Source organism: Rhizobium sp. CFBP 13644 (genome assembly GCF_014842165.1).
In the GTDB taxonomy this organism is placed as follows: domain Bacteria; phylum Pseudomonadota; class Alphaproteobacteria; order Rhizobiales; family Rhizobiaceae; genus Agrobacterium; species Agrobacterium tumefaciens_C.
Genome location: NZ_JACYVF010000003.1, coordinates 403423 through 419224 on the forward strand (window position 1 = coordinate 403423; position 15802 = coordinate 419224).

Sequence of the window (15802 nt, forward strand, 5' to 3'; positions counted from 1 at the left end):
GTTAGCCCTATATCGCCGGTGCGGATACTCAAAAAGCTTACGGAAAAAAACACGCTGGAGCAGAAAACAGGGCTGAACATGAGCGTGAGCAAGGGAAGGGTCGGCAGGGACACCAGATCGGAATGAAAGCGAGCTGACAAGGTATGTTTATAGTAACAGGAAGAAGAATGCTTTCGTTACTCCCCCTAGGTTCTAACTGTGTTTTGAATAAAAAGATCAATATATATTTCAGGTAGTGAACGGCTTATATTCAACCTTGTCTTCTATCAATTATGTCAATATGCCTCAGTTCTTAAAACCCCCCGACTAATCGCAACCGGTCTTAACGCGCCCTTAACCGTTTCGAGGATATCACTAAGCTAATATGATTAGCGAAAACAATCGATAACGACGATATCGTCGAGGTTGTACCAATCGTAGCGGGTTGCATGATGTCAACTCGACTTTCACACAATGTAGAGATTGGAACGTTGTATCGCCTCCGGGTGATTGCGAACCCATAGCTGTATCTCACTGCCAACCGAATGCGTGAAAATGGCGTTCTGGCAGACGGCAAAACTGTGTCTGGCTCCGCGAAGGCGAGCTTGTCGCCGCTCTGCGCGCCCGGACGTCCGGACAAGCAGGCACGGACGACCAACTGACACGAAAGCTGTCGTCAAACCGGCAACTCTAACACAGCATGGTACGAAATCACTGATGTCGCGCGTCTAAATTGAAGCCAACCGGGGAAGTTAAGGTCTACTGATGACACCAGAACTAATCAATTTGCCCTCCCAGCTTTCCGTGCGCAACGCATTGGCTGTGCATGAAACCCTGCTTGAAGCGCTGCAGATGAACAGTGCCGTTACTGTTGACATACCTGAGGGCGCCCAAGCCGACTTGAGCTTCATCCAGCTTATCGAAGCATCGCGGCTCTATGCCCGAACTGAGGGCAAATACATCACACTCACGAAACCGGCCTCGCCAGAGATAGTCGACACGTTACGGCGCGGCGGTTTCCTCACGACTATGGACGAGGCTTCCCGCCTCTTCTGGCTGCACGGAAAGGAAATCCAATGAGCGCCAACATTCTCACCGTCGATGACTCTGCGAGCATCAGGATGACAACGAAAATCGCCCTGTCCAACGCAGGTTATCAGGTGACGGAAGCTGTTGACGGCGCAGATGGCCTCAGCAGGGCCAAAAGCGGCTCATTCGATCTTATCGTCACGGATTTGAACATGCCAAACATGAATGGCCTGGAAATGATCGAGGCGCTACGTCAGTCGCCAGCGCATACGGGCATTCCCATCATCTTTCTGACCACTGAGTCAGACGCTGACATGAAATCCCGCGCGAAATCCGCGGGCGCCACCGGTTGGGTCACAAAGCCGTTCGACCCTGAAAACCTCGTCAAAATCGTAAAAAAGGTTCTTGGTAGATGACAATACTGGACCCCATTCAGGTTTTCAGAACAGAGGCAGCAGAACTTTTTGAGCAGATCGAAAACGGCTTGCTCGACCTGCTGCATGATCTGTCCAACCAGGGACAGATCGATGCCGTGTTTCGCGGCCTGCATACCCTCAAGGGGTCCGGTGCCATGTTTGGCTTTGAGGCACTGGCTGCCTTTACCCACCATTGCGAGACCGCCTTCGACCGCGTCCGCAAGGGTGAAGTTCCTGCGAGCAGCGAGCTGATCGCAGCAGTCCTCGAGGCGCAGGATCACATGCGTTGCCTCGTCGACAACCCTGCGAGAGCACTTCCCGAAACTGGCGATCGTCTGCTTGCAAAATTGCAGGCGGCGGTCGGAACGAATGAAACCGCAAACGTCCACCATCTCCCCGTCGCGGCTGCGCCGAAGGCCGAAGCGCCATCTGTTACCACATGGCAGATCGACTTCAGCTTGCCTGCAAACTCAATGGCCAACGGCACGAACCCTCTGGGTCTTCTGAACGAATTGGCCGACCTTGGGGATTGCGTCATCGCGGCCAACACAAGCGCAATCCCAGCGCTAGACCATATCGATCCCACCAGTCTTTACGTCTCATGGTCGGTGACACTGACCACCGATCAACCGCGCTCGGCCATCGATGACGTGTTCATTTTCGTAATGGACGACATGGCGATTGAGGTCAAAAAACTTTCTGCCGAACAATCACGGTCTGCCGAGATTGTGCCGCCACTTGCGCCCGTGGAAGAGGCCGCCAAGGCAAATCCAGCCGCAGTTCAGGCACAGGCAGACAGCAAGCAAAACAAGGGCGCTGAAAACGTCCGCGTTCCGGCTGAACGCCTTGATGAACTGATGGACCGCGTCGGCGAATTGGTGATCGCCCAATCCCGACTTTCGCAGCTGGCCAACTCCAGCGTCGATATTCAGCTTCGCTCCGTTTCGGAAGATGTGGAGCGACTTTCTGGTGAACTGCGCGACACGATGATGGTGCTTCGCATGGTGCCCATCGCTCAGCTCTTCAGCCGCTTCCGTCGTTTGACCCACGATCTGGCACGGGAAACCGGCAAACAGATTGAACTTGTAACCGAAGGTGAAACAACCGAAGTCGACAAGGTCGTGATCGAGCGTCTGGCTGATCCTCTGGTTCATCTCGTTCGCAACTCCTGCGACCACGGCTTGGAAACACCGGAAGAGCGTGTTGCGGCAGGCAAGAATCCTGCCGGACAGGTAACCCTCGTCGCACGTCAGACCGGCGGCGATGTCACGATCACCATTCGTGACGATGGTCGCGGAATCGACCGTCAGCGCGTTCGTGCAAAGGCGGAGTCTTCCGGGCTCATCGCACCCGGTGCGACGCTTACCGACCAGGAACTGTTGCAGCTGATTTTTGAGCCGGGCTTCTCTACGGCCGCTCAAGTCACCAATCTTTCGGGGCGTGGCGTTGGCATGGATGTGGTCAAGAAGACCATTGAAGCGCTGCGCGGCACCATCAATGTTACGAGTAATCCGGGCATGGGTTCGGAAATCACGCTCGCAATTCCGCTCACCCTCGCCATTATCGATGGTCTCTTGGTGCGCGTTGGTACGGGCTGCTACGTCATTCCGCTTTCGGCGGTTGAGGAGTGCCTCGAACTATCCCAGGAACATGACGTGCAGTCCCGTGGGCGTTCGTTCATCTCGCTGCGCGAAAGCCTTGTGCCGTTCATCCGTCTGCGAGAACTGTTCCAGACAGGGACCAAGCCCGATCAGTTCCAGAAGGTCGTCGTCATCTCGACAGGCTCTGAGCGAGTCGGCCTTGTCGTTGATCAAATCATTGGCGACCATCAGACCGTCATCAAGGCCATGTCGAGGCTGCACCATGATGTCGCAACTTTCTCCGGCGCGACAATTCTGGGCGATGGCAGTGTAGCCCTTATTCTCGATGTGTCGCACCTCGTCATATCCGGACAGCAGCAGGAGGCGCAGATGCGTATCGCAAGATGATGAACCAGCTTCAGTCCCATCCGTCCGATGCTTTGTGGGCAAACCGTGAAGACCTGGAGGTGCTGACATTCAGCATCGAGGGAGAGACATTCGCGATCGAAGCCGTCCTGGTGCAGGAAATTCTCGACCTGTTACCGGAAACCGCAGTTCCCGGCAGCATGCCCTTTGTGGCCAGTGTCATCAACTTCCGTGGCAAGGTCATTCCGCTGGCCGATATCCGCCTGGCATTCGGCATGGGTGCTGCGGAAAAGACCATCGACAGCCGCATCATCGTGATCGAACTCGCGCTGGAAGGTGAACTGACGCTCGTCGGCCTTCGCACGGACAAGGTCTACGAGGTCACCAGCTTTTCCCGATCAGCCAGCGAGCCGCCGCCCAGTGTCGGCATGCGCTGGCGACCGGATTACATTCACTGCCTCATCAAACGAGGGGCGCAGTTCGTCATCATGCCAAACCTGAATGCGATCTTCACGGCTCCACGTGAGGCGTCAGGCTTCAGAAGCCAATCTCGAAGCAATGTTATCGAACTCACGAAGGAATTTTGACATGCGGTTCACAATCAAATTGAAGCTTGCGATCGCTTTCGGCTTCCTGATCGTCATGCTGGCGGGCACCGCTGGTTACGGCATCTACAGCCTCGGCGTTGCAAAAGACGCCATGGACGAAGTGGTTGAAGGTACGGTCGTTCGCTTGGACAAGGTCCATCAGATGAATACCGTGTCTCTCGTTGTTGTCCGCGCGCAGAAAAATCTGCTTCTGGCGCCCACACCGGCGGACCGTGAACCCCTGATAAAGGCCGGCAACGAAGCCCGCAAGGAACTGAATGATATACTGGAGGAAATGAGTTCTACCGCAAGCGCGCAGACACGCGCCTATTGGGCCGATCTTGTGACGATCAACAAGGCATTCGACGATAGCGACGATCAGGTACGTAAACTGATCCAGGAGGGAAGTATCCCCGCCGCTATTGCATATTCATCGGGCGAAGGTCGCGCTGCCGCCAATGCGCTGACCAATAAGCTGCACGAAGGCGTGGAAATGAACCGCGCACGACTGACTGACTCCAAAAATGCAGCTACCGCCGAATATGAACAAACACGCTTGTTGCTGATCGCAGCATCGATCATCGCCGTTATCGTCGCCATCGCCACTGCACTATGGATTGCCCTCGGCATCAGCAGCGGCCTGCGCAAAATCATGGTTGTGGCTGAGGCTGTTTCGGTTGGCGATCTGGACCAGAACGTTGAGATCAATACAAATGACGAGGTCAAGGATCTGGTCACCCGCATCAATGTCATGACTGGAAATCTGCGCAATACTGCAAGTGTCGCCAACGAGATCGCGGACGGCAATCTTTTCGTCACGCCAACCCCTCTTTCCAACAAGGACATATTGGGCCTTTCCCTTCAGCGCATGGTCGAACGGCTCCGTGGCGTTGTATCCGATGCGCTGACGGCCGCTGATAACGTGTCCTCGGGAAGCCAGGAACTGTCCGCAAGCTCGGAGCAGCTATCTCAGGGCGCAACAGAGCAGGCCTCCTCCGCTGAAGAAGCATCTGCCTCCATGGAGCAGATGGCTGCCAACATCAAACAGAACGCCGACAATGCCGCTCAGACGGAGAAGATTGCCCGCCAGTCCTCCAAGGATGCGGAAGCAAGTGGTGCAGCCGTTGGTCGCGCGGTTTCCGCCATGCGAACCATTGCCGACAAGATTTCCATCGTTCAGGAAATTGCACGCCAGACAGACCTTCTCGCTTTGAACGCCGCTGTCGAGGCTGCACGCGCCGGTGAGCATGGTAAGGGCTTTGCGGTGGTTGCGTCCGAAGTCCGTAAGCTGGCAGAACGCAGCCAGGCTGCCGCTGCCGAAATCTCATCGCTATCAGGTGAAACAGTCCAGGTCGCAACAGAAGCTGGTGAGATGTTGAACCGTCTGGTGCCCGATATCCGCAAGACAGCGGAACTGGTTTCAGAAATTTCTGCAGCCTGTCGTGAACAGGACATTGGTGCAAGCCAGATCAATGAAGCCATCCAGCAGCTTGACGTTGTGACGCAGCAGAATTCCGGTGCGTCCGAACAAATGTCTGCAACCTCGGAAGAACTGGCAGCACAGGCCGAAGAACTACAGGCCAGCATTGCTTTCTTCCGGGTTGAGCGTGCCGAAGGGAACGGACAAAAGTCCCCTACACGCGCTGCCGCGCCCGCCTCGCGTCCAGCGGCAAAACCAGCAACGCAGGCCCGTCGCCCGAACCAGTCTATCCAGGCACAACAGGCTCGAGCAAAGGGTTTCGCTCTTGATATGTCGATGGGCGGACCTGACTCAAATGATGCGGATTTCCGCGAAAGTGCTTGAATTAAAATCTTCCCAGCTTCGACAAATCCATCGAATCTGGGAAGTCAAAATTGTAAAAAGTGCAGTATTTCCAGCCAATTGACGGAAGAGGACAGGTACGTCCTGCCTTGATTTCCAGAGGGAACGTTTTCCATGCATCTGACCATAAAATTAAAACTGGCAATGGCTTTTGGCATTATCATTCTGATGATAGTGGGCACATCGGTCTACTCATTGAATAGCCTCAACATTCTGAATTCTGCGGCTAGCGACATCGTCAGAGGGCCTGCGGCCCGCCTTGAGACTGCCCTGGAACTGGGCCGCGTCCAGCTTCGTTTCGTACGAAGCCAGATGAACATTGCTACAGCTGACAATGCCGCAGCAATGGAACGATCGATCCAGAACAGCGATAACTATCGCAAGGAATTCAAAGAGAAGACTGAATGGCTTCAGAAAAACGCCGCAACCGAACAGGGCCGCGCTCAATGGGTTGAAGTCGCCGATATGGCCCAGGATCTGTTTCGCATGGATGACACGGTACGTCAGCTGGCGAGAGCGGGAGACATGGATGGCGCTCTCAAACTGGTCAAGACTCAAGTTCGCGAAATCACTGACAAGATAGCGGAAGCTATCGACCAGCGCGTCGATTCCAACAAAGCCATGATGCATAAGGCTGAGTCAGATGCGAACGATCTCTTCGCCAACGCGTGGTTGATGGTAACCAGCGTATCAGTCGCCGTCGTTCTGATTGCGATCATCGCAGGACTGGTTATTTCGATTGGCATCGCCAAGGGCCTCAACAAGGCAACCGCTGCGGTTCGTAAAGTCGCCGATGGCGACCTCACGACGCTCAGCGAAATCACCACACGAGATGAAATCAGCCGCGTTCTTGAACATGTCAACCTCATGATCGAACGCCTTCGTGGTGTGGTATCCGACTCTCTTTCTGCTGCGGACAATGTGTCATCTGGTAGTCAGGAGCTTTCTGCAAGCTCAGAGCAGGTCTCGCAAGGCGCAACCGAACAGGCATCCTCGACCGAAGAAGCCTCCGCATCGATGGAGCAGATGGCCGCCAATATTCGCCAGAACGCTGAAAATGCTGCACAGACCGAGAAGATTGCCCGTCAGTCTTCGACGGATGCCGAAGCAAGCGGTGCTGCAGTTGGCAAAGCCGTCGTCGCCATGCGCACGATTGCCGAAAAGATTTCCATCGTTCAGGAAATTGCACGCCAGACCGACCTTCTCGCCCTCAATGCGGCCGTTGAGGCAGCACGCGCCGGTGAGCATGGCAAGGGCTTCGCCGTCGTTGCATCGGAAGTGCGCAAGCTCGCTGAGCGCAGCCAGTCTGCGGCAGCCGAAATCAGCGCCATGTCAAGCGAAACGGTGACTGCTGCAGCGGAAGCTGGCGAGATGCTGAACCGTCTCGTGCCTGATATTCGCAAGACGGCTGAACTTGTTGCCGAGATTTCTGCTGCATGCCGCGAACAGGATATTGGCGCCAACCAGATCAATGAGGCTATCCAGCAACTCGACCGCGTGACTCAGCAGAACACGAGCGCATCCGAGGAAATGTCTGCGACATCCGAAGAGCTGGCAGCCCAGGCTGAAGAACTGCAAGCGAGCATTGCCTTCTTCAAGGTTGAGCGTGCATCGTCCAGCCGTGCGGCACCCCAGAAACATGCCCCGCAGCGCACCTCTGCCCCAGCCCATGCTTCCAACCCCAATGTGCGCCGGCAGAGCGATAACTCGATTGGCGGGCAGCAGGCGCGCGCAAAGGGTTTCGCGTTGGATCTCTCCATGGGTGGCCCGGATGCAGCCGATCAGGATTTTCGTCAATCCGCATGACGCCATAGGCAATCCGGCGCGGGCTTCTCGCGCCGGATTGCGAGCCTCGCAAGAGGCACATCGAATCTGACTGAATGACCAGGGACTTTGGAGAAAACGTAAATGGCGAGCCCGTCCACTCAAACTCAATACGTGACTTTTAGTCTTGGCGAAGAAGTCTTTGCTGTACCCGTGGATGTCGTGCGCGAAATTCTCGATCACGAAGAAGCGTTTAAAATTCCCAACGGACCGGACTATCTCCTTGGTCTGCGGGATGTGCGTGGTCAAGGCGTTCCGGTGATAGACCTTCGTCTGCGTCTGGGCATGTCGAAGACGGTCAAAACGCCTCATACGTGCATACTGGTTCTCGATATTCCCTTTGGCGAAAAGCTTCTGGCTTTGGGGCTGGTTGCAGACAAGGTCTTCGAGGTCACGCCCTTTAACATCGACCAGGTCGAAACAGCCCCTGATATTGGCATTCACTGGAACTCCAGCTACATCGCAGGCGTCGTTCGTCGTGAAGGCGATTTCGTCGTCATCATCGATCTTGCCCAGTTGTTTTCTAGCGAAGCGAAGGATCTTGCCCAGATCAACGCCGGGCCGATGCGGGCTGCGTGAAAGGAATACAAGCGTTGAGTAATGCTGCAAGCGTAAATTTTGATGACACTCTGAGTGCGCGCGATTTTCGCGAGGTTTCGAATTTCATTTATGAGTATTGCGGCATCAAGATGCCGGAAACCAAGCGCTCCATGCTGGAAGGAAGGCTGCGCAAACGTCTGCGCGCCACAGGCTATCCAACGTTCAGCGAATATTGCGACTATTTGTTTCGACATGGCGGAATGGAAGCGGAATCTGTCTTTCTGATCGACGTCGTGACAACGAACAAAACCGACTTCTTCCGCGAACCGAACCATTTCGACTACATGGAACAGACTGTCCTCCCAACCTTGGGACGAAAAGGTGTCGGTCGTATTCGCGCCTGGAGCTCTGCTTGCTCGACGGGTGCCGAACCTTACACCATGGCAATGATCCTGGCGGAAGCCGTGGAAAAAGGCACGATTCCCGATTATTCCATTCTCGCGACAGACCTTTCCACTGAAGTTCTGCAAAAGGCGCGCAGCGGTATCTATGCTCAAGACCTGGTTGATCCAGTGCCACCTGATCTGCGCCGGAAATACGTAATGCAGGCAAAGGAGCGGCAGCGCAACGATGTTCGCATTACGCCCAAGCTACGATCCAAGGTCGGCTTTGCCCGCATGAACTTGATGAACCCGACATATGACATCGGGGAGCCTGTGCATATTCTGTTTTGCCGCAACGTTTTGATATATTTCGATAAAAAGACACAGATTCACGTACTGACGCAATTGTGCAAATGCATTGCGCCGGGCGGCTATCTCTTTATCGGGCATTCTGAAACTCTGACCGGAACCAATCTACCAGTAAAGCAGGTTGCCAACACAATATTTGTGAAACAGTGATGCCAAATACAGTCAAGAAGATCAGAGTTCTTATCGTCGATGATTCCGCCAGCGTTAGGCAGACGCTGACGGCAGTCCTTCAGTCTGACCCCGCTATCGAGGTCATAGGCGCAGCGTCTGATCCCTTCATGGCTGCGAAAAAGATACAGGAAGACCTGCCTGATGTCATAACGCTGGATGTTGAAATGCCGCGTATGGATGGCATCACTTTCCTGCGCAGAATCATGGCGCAGCACCCCATTCCCGTCGTCATGTGCTCCTCACTGACTGAAGCCGGTTCCACAACATTGCTTCAGGCGTTGGAGGCAGGCGCAGTCGACATCATCCTGAAGCCAAAGATTGGCGTTGCTGACCATCTTGCTGAATCTGCACAGCGGATTTGTGAAGTGGTCAAGGCCGCCGCTTATGCGCGCGTGAAAGGTCTGAGAACGCCATCTCGCCACGCCCTCCCTTCGATGACCCCACAGGCAAAGCTTACAGCAGATGCCGTTCTACCGCCTCCCTCCGGCAAACCAATGGCACGAACGACCGAAATGGTTGTCTGCGTTGGAGCATCAACCGGCGGCACGGAAGCTTTGCGGGAAATGCTTGAAAAGCTGCCCGCGAATGCTCCTGGCATGATTATCGTTCAGCACATGCCTGAGAAATTTACGGCAGCCTTTGCCCGCCGTTTGAATACGCTCTGCGCCGTTGAAATCAAGGAAGCTGAAGATGGCGACACGGTCCTGCGCGGGCATGTGTTGATTGCACCCGGCGACAAGCACATGCTGCTGGAGCGTCAGGGTGCACGTTACTACGTCTCGGTGCGCACTGGCCCCCTCGTCTCTCGCCACCGCCCCTCTGTCGACGTGCTGTTCCGTTCGGCTGCACGCTCGGCTGGCGGCAATGCCATGGGTGTGATCATGACCGGAATGGGGGATGATGGCGCACGCGGAATGCTGGAAATGAAGCAGGCCGGAGCGTTCACGATCGCCCAGGATGAGGCGACCTCAGTTGTTTTCGGCATGCCAAAGGAAGCAATTGCCCATGGCGGTGTGGACAAGATCGTGCCGCTGGACCAGATCGCACGCGAAATCCTAGCTGAAGACCACAGGCGCTAAGAGAAATGGGACTGTTGCTTAAGTAAGCATTAACCATATTGCTTAATGATCGTGACACGCCATGATTTCGGTGTATCGATTGGACGATGATCGTCTCAGGCTTTTATCGGATGCATCATGGCGGTCATTACATTTGCAAACACCAAGGGCGGCGCAGGCAAGACAACGGCCGTGCTGCTACTCGCCTCGGAGCTTTCAAGGCGCGGCTTGAGGGTTTGCGTCATCGACACCGATCCGCAGCGCTGGCTTTCCAAATGGCGTGAGGCAGCAGACCCACGCGTTGACCTATCCGTCATCACCTATGTTTCGGCCTCGAGCCTTCAGCAGCATGTTCTCGACAACCGCCGCAAGTTCGATCACGTGATCATTGATCTGCCCGGGGCGCAATCGCCTCTGCTGGCCACTGCGGTTGGCCTTTCCAACCACGTGCTGATACCCGTTCAGGGTAGCACCATGGATGCACAGGGCGGCGCGCAGGTGCTGGAACTGCTGCGCTATCTCGACGACCGCGCATCCATCAAGATTCCCCATTCTGTCGTTCTCTCACGCGTTAATTCGATGGTGACGACGCGCGCCCTGCTGGCCGCCAAGGCACTTCTGGCCAAGCGCAATGTGCATGTTCTGGATACGCCCATCATCGAGCGCGCCGCTTTCCGCGACATGTTCGAATTCGGTGGCTATCTGCATATGATGAACCAGTCACAGGTCAGCAACCTCGACAAGGCCTTGCAGAATGCAAGCGCATTTGCCGACGAAGTCATCCGGCTTTTGCCTGCACAGTCCGCTACGCGATACTCATCCGCCGCCTGATATCGCAGCTTTAAGGCCTATGATTTGCGCCGTAGATCGTCGTTCTTGACGCCGAAATGCTCGACGATCATGTCCACGTTGCGACGGTGAGACTTGAAGTAGACATCAAACAGATCGCCCACGAGCGGTACGCTACCGACCACTGCGTCGAGGCCGATATTGCCGATCATCCGTGCAAGCTTCTCCCGTGGCACGCCCATGCGCCGCGCTTCATTGACGATGTAGAGGCCAACCAGCGCACCAGCGCCATCACCCAGCACCGGAACCAGGCCTAGAACAGAGTCGGCGCCGAAGCGGAAACGTGTGCCCGGTATGCCGACGGCCGTATCCATTAGGCGGGCAATTCCGGCCAATCGACGCAACCGGCGAACGCGCTCTGCGCCATCCAGAAAATCTTCAGATGTGCTCTGACCAGATCCAGGTGCAGTCCAGGTTTTAGCAGCCATCGGGTACTCCGCCCACAAAGAGAAATCACACGTCATAAGGAGTGGTGATGCCACAACCTCACTTCAAGTCTTTCCATGCCCGAAGGTTCCGCCCAGCATCAGCGCATCCGGAACAATAGACGTTTATGTCGGTTAGCCGAGGCAGGGTAATTTACACCCGTGAAACAGAAGGGACTGCTCAATGACCACGTCCAAAGACGACAAGGGTTCGCTCGAAGACATTCATGAAGATGCTAACGGCCAATTTGCGCGCGGGCTGAAGCGGAGTGACAATAACGGCGTCGATAGCGCCAAGCCAAGAGTTATCACCGGCTCAGACGACGCGACCGCCCATAAAAACCCGCCGGGCACGAAGCCTGCGAAAAAAGAATGGGATGTGAACTACGATGAACGGGAAACGAACGAAGGCGATTTCCGAGGATAATGCCTCGCGCGCTGCGGCATGACTGCAAGCGGTCATGCCGCAACACTCAGACGCTATCGGCTGGCTCGCACGCCAGCGAGAAAGCCCAGAGCCACTGCCAGACCGAGAGAAACGAGCGGGAACTGGCGAGCCGTATCTCTTGCAGAGCGGGCGGTTGTTTCGGCACCAGCCATTGCCGATGAGATCATGCGCTCCTGCATCTCTCCTGCTCTCTGCGACACGCTTTCGACTTCTGCACGCAAAACAGCAATGTCTTCGGCAACAGTGTTGCCAATGCTCGTTTCCTGCTCGGCTACCTGCTGTAGCGCCATGTCGACCAGCGGTGCGTCAACTGATCCAGACAGAGCATCGTTCGGCGTGTTGTCTTCGGTAGGCGCTGCGTTTGAGGCGTGTGGATAGGTATCAGACATTTTGAGGCTCCATTGCTTTGCAGCCTAACAAGAATGAGTGTCGATTGTTCCTATCGATTACAACGACTGCTTCGAGCCTAACGTGGGCGCCTATGTTCCGGCGTCCCTCGCCGCATTCGCAAGCGCATCCGCGCGCTCATTTCCTGCATTCCCATCGTGGCCTTTGCACCATTCGACACGAAGATTTTGATGGGTTTCAAGACAGTCGGAGAGCCGTTGCCAAAGGGGAGCATCGACAAGCGCGCGGTTACGCGATCTTGGGTTAGGCGAATACCGCCTCCAACCGTTATTCTTCCAGATATGTCGCCAGCGGTCACAGCCTTCAAAGACGTGACGGGAGTCCGTCCAGATGATCACCTGCTGAGCCGCCGCATCGGCAACGGCCCATTCGGCGGCCTGAAGCGCTGCCAAAAGCTCAATCGTATTGTTGGATGTGACCTCGCATCGACCGGATCGTGTCTCAATGACCGTATCACCGGCGACAACAATAAAGGCCCAACCGCCGCGCTTCAATGCGGGGTCATAGGAGCCGTCTACGTAAATATGGAATGGGCCAGAGATGGAAGGATGCGCCAATTGGTTCATCCCACTGCCTCTGGCCGCAAAACATGATCAGGACTGCGCAACTTCGTTTCACATGGCTAGAGACATGCCAGCATTGTCGGTGGTGGAGAAAGGGTTTGCGAGCGCCTCAAACGTAGGCCTTGCCAAAACATAACCCTGAATCAGATCAACGCCGAGGTCACGCAGGACTTGCAATTCTCCAAGCGTTTCGACGCCCTCGCAAACAGGCGTAATTCCCAGTTCGGTCAGCATTGCAAGAGTATGTTTGATGACTGTGCGACGAACGCGATCGCGATCGATGCCCCGGATCAAGTCCATATCCAGCTTGACAATATCCGGCTGGAATTGGGTCAAAAGACCCAAGCCCGCATGGCCTGCGCCGAAATCATCGATGGCGGTCTTGAAACCCAACGTGCGGTACGTTCTGAGAATATTCAGGAGGTGGTTCGTATCGAGCTGCTCGTTTTCGGTGAACTCGAAAATGATCCGGTCCGTCGGGAAGCCGGTCTTCATCGCGGTTGCAAGCGTCACGCGAATGCAGGCACGCGGTTCATACACGGCATTGGGCATGAAATTGATCGAAAGCATCGTGTCCAGCGACTTGTCGAACAGTTTGGATGCGAGCTCGATTGCCTTGACCCGACATTGCTGGTCGAATGCGTAGCGGTTGTCAGGACCGACATTTTCCAGCACAAAGCCAGCGCCTTCTCCATTAACGCCACGCACCAACGCTTCGTGTGCGAAAACACTGCCCTTTGAGATATCAACGATAGGCTGAAATGCCATCGAAAACGGCAGCGGAAATCCTTCGGCACCATCCCGGCACCCCACACAAGTCGTCATCGCCACACTCCTTACTTTAGAACATCGACAGTAAGGGCTGATCGTTAACTTAGCGTCTCCCAGAACACGAAAATGTGCTTGTAATGCCGCTTTCCCCACAAGCTATACGCAACTGGCCCTGTTTCTATCGGCTGCTTTCGCGCACGATGAGCTGCGGCTCGATGGTGATATGCGGCATCTCGTTCGCGCCAGTCAAAAGATCCAGCATCAAAGCGCCAGTTCGTTCACCTATCTTGCGGGCATGGGCGTTGATGGTGGTGAGCGCAGGAACAGAGATCGCACCGATCTCGTAATCACCAAAACCACCGATGGCGATCGTCTCAGGCACGGCAATGCCCCGCCGCTGACATTCGGTAAGCGCGCCGAATGCCGAAAGATCTGAAACGCAAATCACCGCGTCGGTATCAGGATATTCTCTCAAAAGGCGAGCCATGGCATTCGCGCCCTCGCGCATGGAGATCGGTGGTGTACCCGCATCAATCAGCCGTGAAGCATCCAGGCCAAGGTCGTGCAGCGCGTTGACAAACCCAAGACGGCGGTTGGTGCCGCGCGTATCACGGCTGGCATCGCCACCGATAAAGGCGATGCGTCGATAGCCGACCTTTACGAAATGATCGACCATGCTGCGCACAGCATCAGCATTTGAAAAGCCGACGAAATGACCAATTGGGTCCGCTGGCACGTCCCATGTTTCAATGACCGGGATATTCGCGTTTTCCAGCAATCGACGCGCACGGCGTGTGTGCATGCCACCTGTAACGGCTATGGCCTGCGGTTTGCGGCGCAGGAGATGCTCGATAAGCCTCTCCTCTTCTTGCATATCATAATTCGTGTAACCCAACAGGATCTGAAATCCTTGGGCGCTCAGAACATCTGATAACCCGCCGACAGTGTCTGCAAAATTGGCATTGTTGATCGAAGGGATCGTGACCGCGATGAAATCGGTCTTTTTGGAGCGCAGATTGGATGCCGTCGAGTCGAACACATATCCAAGGTCTTCCGCAGCTTTTAAAATCGCGTCACGCGTCTCCTTGGTCACAAGGCCGCCGGACTTGAACGCCCGCGAGACGGTCATTGGTGAAACGCCCGTGGCACGCGCGATGTCTGCCATCGTCGGCGTTCTGTCTCTGCGCATTCAGGCTACCTCACTCCAATACCGCCGCGAAAGCGACGTCTATGAATCCACTCTAATATGGCCACGTATCGCAAGCGAGACCGAATAGACAGATGTTGTTGCCGTGATGAAAAGCCTGTGCCCGTTGCGACCGCCAAAACATAGGTTGGACACAGTTTCTGGAACGAGGATCTTACCGAGACGTCGGCCATCGGGAGCGATGCAATGCACGCCATCACCGGCAGAACACCAGAGGTTGCCATTTTCATCGACTCTGAACCCGTCTGCACAACCCGGCTCAACGACATGAAAAACATCTCCGCCCGTCAATTCCCATCCGGGGCCAACGGTGAACACACGGATATGGCAGGGATCGCCAGCGAAAATCCGTCCCGTATCGGCAACATAGAGACGTTTTTCATCCGGGCTGAAGGCCAGACCGTTGGGGCATCGAAAATCTGTCAGCACCGCCTGAATGTCCCGAGACACGGGATCAACGCGATAAACATTGCATGGCAGCTCCTGCGTCGAGCGGAACCCTTCATAATCCGTGGAAATTCCGTAGTGCGGATCGGTAAACCAGATCGCACCATCAGACGCGACGATGACGTCGTTGGGTGAATTCAGCATTTTTCCGTCGAAACTGTCCGCGATGACGGTGATTGACCCATCATGCTCCGTGCGTGAAACGCGCCGCGTCCCGTGCTCGCAACTGATCAGCCGTCCCCGACCATCGCGCGTGTTGCCATTCGAGAAATTCGATGGCTCGCGAAAGATACTGGTTCCGGTTAAAGGGCTCCAGCGCATGATGCGGTTGTTGGGAATATCGGAAAACAGGAGACAGTCGTGGTCACCGAACCAGACGGGACCCTCCACCCAGTCAAAGCCACCGGCCAGCTTTTTCAGCGGCGCGTTGCCCAGGACGAAGGTGGAAAAAACCGGGTCCTCAGCTTCGAAAAAAGACAATTCTCCACACTCCATGTCATCTCAAATTCATCGCACGATAGCCATGAGGTGGCGGGCGGCAAGACCGCCACCCGCCAATC

17 protein-coding genes are annotated in these 15802 nt (G+C 55.4%); 11 read left to right on the forward strand and 6 right to left on the reverse strand.

The window, feature by feature from the left end; all coding sequences use genetic code 11:
- The first annotated feature begins 744 nt into the window (after positions 1-744).
- From IFT53_RS11300 to IFT53_RS11345, 10 genes are all read left to right on the forward strand, one after another.
- Positions 745-1059: an STAS domain-containing protein gene (locus IFT53_RS11300; RefSeq protein WP_192064788.1), complete on the forward strand. Its 315-nt coding sequence runs from the start codon at positions 745-747 to the stop codon at positions 1057-1059.
- Positions 1056-1424, forward strand: coding sequence for a response regulator (locus IFT53_RS11305; protein ID WP_042616614.1), 369 nt, complete (start codon positions 1056-1058; stop codon positions 1422-1424). Before IFT53_RS11300 ends, IFT53_RS11305 begins: the two co-directional genes overlap by 4 nt.
- Positions 1421-3412: a chemotaxis protein CheA gene (locus IFT53_RS11310; protein ID WP_192064789.1), complete on the forward strand. Its 1992-nt coding sequence runs from the start codon at positions 1421-1423 to the stop codon at positions 3410-3412. The genes IFT53_RS11305 and IFT53_RS11310 overlap by 4 nt, the downstream gene beginning before the upstream one ends.
- Positions 3412-3957, forward strand: coding sequence for a chemotaxis protein CheW (locus tag IFT53_RS11315; RefSeq protein WP_192065005.1), 546 nt, complete (start codon positions 3412-3414; stop codon positions 3955-3957). Before IFT53_RS11310 ends, IFT53_RS11315 begins: the two co-directional genes overlap by 1 nt.
- On the forward strand, positions 3929-5761 hold the full coding sequence (locus IFT53_RS11320; protein ID WP_446737669.1) for a methyl-accepting chemotaxis protein: 1833 nt from the start codon (positions 3929-3931) through the stop codon (positions 5759-5761). The genes IFT53_RS11315 and IFT53_RS11320 overlap by 29 nt, the downstream gene beginning before the upstream one ends.
- A gap of 132 nt (positions 5762-5893) precedes the next feature.
- Complete coding sequence (locus IFT53_RS11325; protein ID WP_192064791.1) at positions 5894-7585, forward strand: methyl-accepting chemotaxis protein; 1692 nt, start codon at positions 5894-5896, stop codon at positions 7583-7585.
- 102 nt (positions 7586-7687) lie between these two features.
- On the forward strand, positions 7688-8182 hold the full coding sequence (locus tag IFT53_RS11330; protein WP_192064792.1) for a chemotaxis protein CheW: 495 nt from the start codon (positions 7688-7690) through the stop codon (positions 8180-8182).
- 14 nt (positions 8183-8196) lie between these two features.
- Entirely contained in the window at positions 8197-9045 is an 849-nt protein-coding gene (locus IFT53_RS11335) for a CheR family methyltransferase (protein ID WP_192064793.1), read from the forward strand.
- The gene (locus tag IFT53_RS11340) at positions 9045-10145 is read left to right on the forward strand and encodes a protein-glutamate methylesterase/protein-glutamine glutaminase (RefSeq protein WP_192064794.1); all 1101 of its coding nucleotides are present in this window, start codon (positions 9045-9047) and stop codon (positions 10143-10145) included. Before IFT53_RS11335 ends, IFT53_RS11340 begins: the two co-directional genes overlap by 1 nt.
- A gap of 117 nt (positions 10146-10262) precedes the next feature.
- Positions 10263-10955 (forward strand): ParA family protein, encoded by a 693-nt coding sequence (locus IFT53_RS11345; protein WP_192064795.1) that lies wholly within the window; start codon positions 10263-10265, stop codon positions 10953-10955.
- Positions 10956-10972: 17 nt separating this feature from the next.
- On the opposite strand, the gene IFT53_RS11350 is transcribed toward IFT53_RS11345, so the two are convergent.
- Positions 10973-11401, reverse strand: coding sequence for a DUF4112 domain-containing protein (locus IFT53_RS11350; RefSeq protein ID WP_192064796.1), 429 nt, complete (start codon positions 11399-11401; stop codon positions 10973-10975).
- A 181-nt stretch (positions 11402-11582) separates the two neighbouring features.
- On the opposite strand from IFT53_RS11350, the gene IFT53_RS11355 reads away from it, so the two are divergent.
- Positions 11583-11825, forward strand: coding sequence for a hypothetical protein (locus IFT53_RS11355; RefSeq protein ID WP_192064797.1), 243 nt, complete (start codon positions 11583-11585; stop codon positions 11823-11825).
- A 53-nt stretch (positions 11826-11878) separates the two neighbouring features.
- Here the strand turns inward: IFT53_RS11355 and IFT53_RS11360 are convergent, their stop codons facing one another.
- The 5 genes from IFT53_RS11360 to IFT53_RS11380 form a co-directional block, all read right to left on the reverse strand.
- The gene (locus IFT53_RS11360; RefSeq protein WP_192064798.1) at positions 11879-12235 is read right to left on the reverse strand and encodes a hypothetical protein; all 357 of its coding nucleotides are present in this window, start codon (positions 12233-12235) and stop codon (positions 11879-11881) included.
- A gap of 90 nt (positions 12236-12325) precedes the next feature.
- Positions 12326-12820 (reverse strand): ribonuclease H family protein, encoded by a 495-nt coding sequence (locus tag IFT53_RS11365; RefSeq protein ID WP_197980207.1) that lies wholly within the window; start codon positions 12818-12820, stop codon positions 12326-12328.
- A gap of 48 nt (positions 12821-12868) precedes the next feature.
- Positions 12869-13642 (reverse strand): EAL domain-containing protein, encoded by a 774-nt coding sequence (locus tag IFT53_RS11370; protein ID WP_042616626.1) that lies wholly within the window; start codon positions 13640-13642, stop codon positions 12869-12871.
- A 124-nt stretch (positions 13643-13766) separates the two neighbouring features.
- Complete coding sequence (locus tag IFT53_RS11375; protein ID WP_042616627.1) at positions 13767-14777, reverse strand: LacI family DNA-binding transcriptional regulator; 1011 nt, start codon at positions 14775-14777, stop codon at positions 13767-13769.
- A gap of 39 nt (positions 14778-14816) precedes the next feature.
- Positions 14817-15722: an SMP-30/gluconolactonase/LRE family protein gene (locus IFT53_RS11380; RefSeq protein ID WP_192064799.1), complete on the reverse strand. Its 906-nt coding sequence runs from the start codon at positions 15720-15722 to the stop codon at positions 14817-14819.
- Positions 15723-15802: the final 80 nt, after the last annotated feature.

Excerpts from the sequence above, each read along its gene's own strand:
- IFT53_RS11350 (WP_192064796.1), bottom strand. The coding sequence starts at position 11,401 with ATGGCTGCTAAAACCTGGACTGCACCTGGATCTGGTCAGAGCACATCT.
- IFT53_RS11375 (WP_042616627.1), bottom strand. The coding sequence starts at position 14,777 with ATGCGCAGAGACAGAACGCCGACGATGGCAGACATCGCGCGTGCCACG.
- IFT53_RS11305 (WP_042616614.1), top strand. The coding sequence starts at position 1,056 with ATGAGCGCCAACATTCTCACCGTCGATGACTCTGCGAGCATCAGGATG.
- IFT53_RS11320 (WP_446737669.1), top strand. The coding sequence starts at position 3,929 with ATGTTATCGAACTCACGAAGGAATTTTGACATGCGGTTCACAATCAAA.
- IFT53_RS11370 (WP_042616626.1), bottom strand. The coding sequence starts at position 13,642 with ATGACGACTTGTGTGGGGTGCCGGGATGGTGCCGAAGGATTTCCGCTG.
- IFT53_RS11355 (WP_192064797.1), top strand. The coding sequence starts at position 11,583 with ATGACCACGTCCAAAGACGACAAGGGTTCGCTCGAAGACATTCATGAA.
- IFT53_RS11325 (WP_192064791.1), top strand. The coding sequence starts at position 5,894 with ATGCATCTGACCATAAAATTAAAACTGGCAATGGCTTTTGGCATTATC.
- IFT53_RS11330 (WP_192064792.1), top strand. The coding sequence starts at position 7,688 with ATGGCGAGCCCGTCCACTCAAACTCAATACGTGACTTTTAGTCTTGGC.
- IFT53_RS11310 (WP_192064789.1), top strand. The coding sequence starts at position 1,421 with ATGACAATACTGGACCCCATTCAGGTTTTCAGAACAGAGGCAGCAGAA.
- IFT53_RS11315 (WP_192065005.1), top strand. The coding sequence starts at position 3,412 with ATGAACCAGCTTCAGTCCCATCCGTCCGATGCTTTGTGGGCAAACCGT.
- IFT53_RS11360 (WP_192064798.1), bottom strand. The coding sequence starts at position 12,235 with ATGTCTGATACCTATCCACACGCCTCAAACGCAGCGCCTACCGAAGAC.
- IFT53_RS11345 (WP_192064795.1), top strand. The coding sequence starts at position 10,263 with ATGGCGGTCATTACATTTGCAAACACCAAGGGCGGCGCAGGCAAGACA.
- IFT53_RS11365 (WP_197980207.1), bottom strand. The coding sequence starts at position 12,820 with ATGAACCAATTGGCGCATCCTTCCATCTCTGGCCCATTCCATATTTAC.
- IFT53_RS11340 (WP_192064794.1), top strand. The coding sequence starts at position 9,045 with ATGCCAAATACAGTCAAGAAGATCAGAGTTCTTATCGTCGATGATTCC.
- IFT53_RS11300 (WP_192064788.1), top strand. The coding sequence starts at position 745 with ATGACACCAGAACTAATCAATTTGCCCTCCCAGCTTTCCGTGCGCAAC.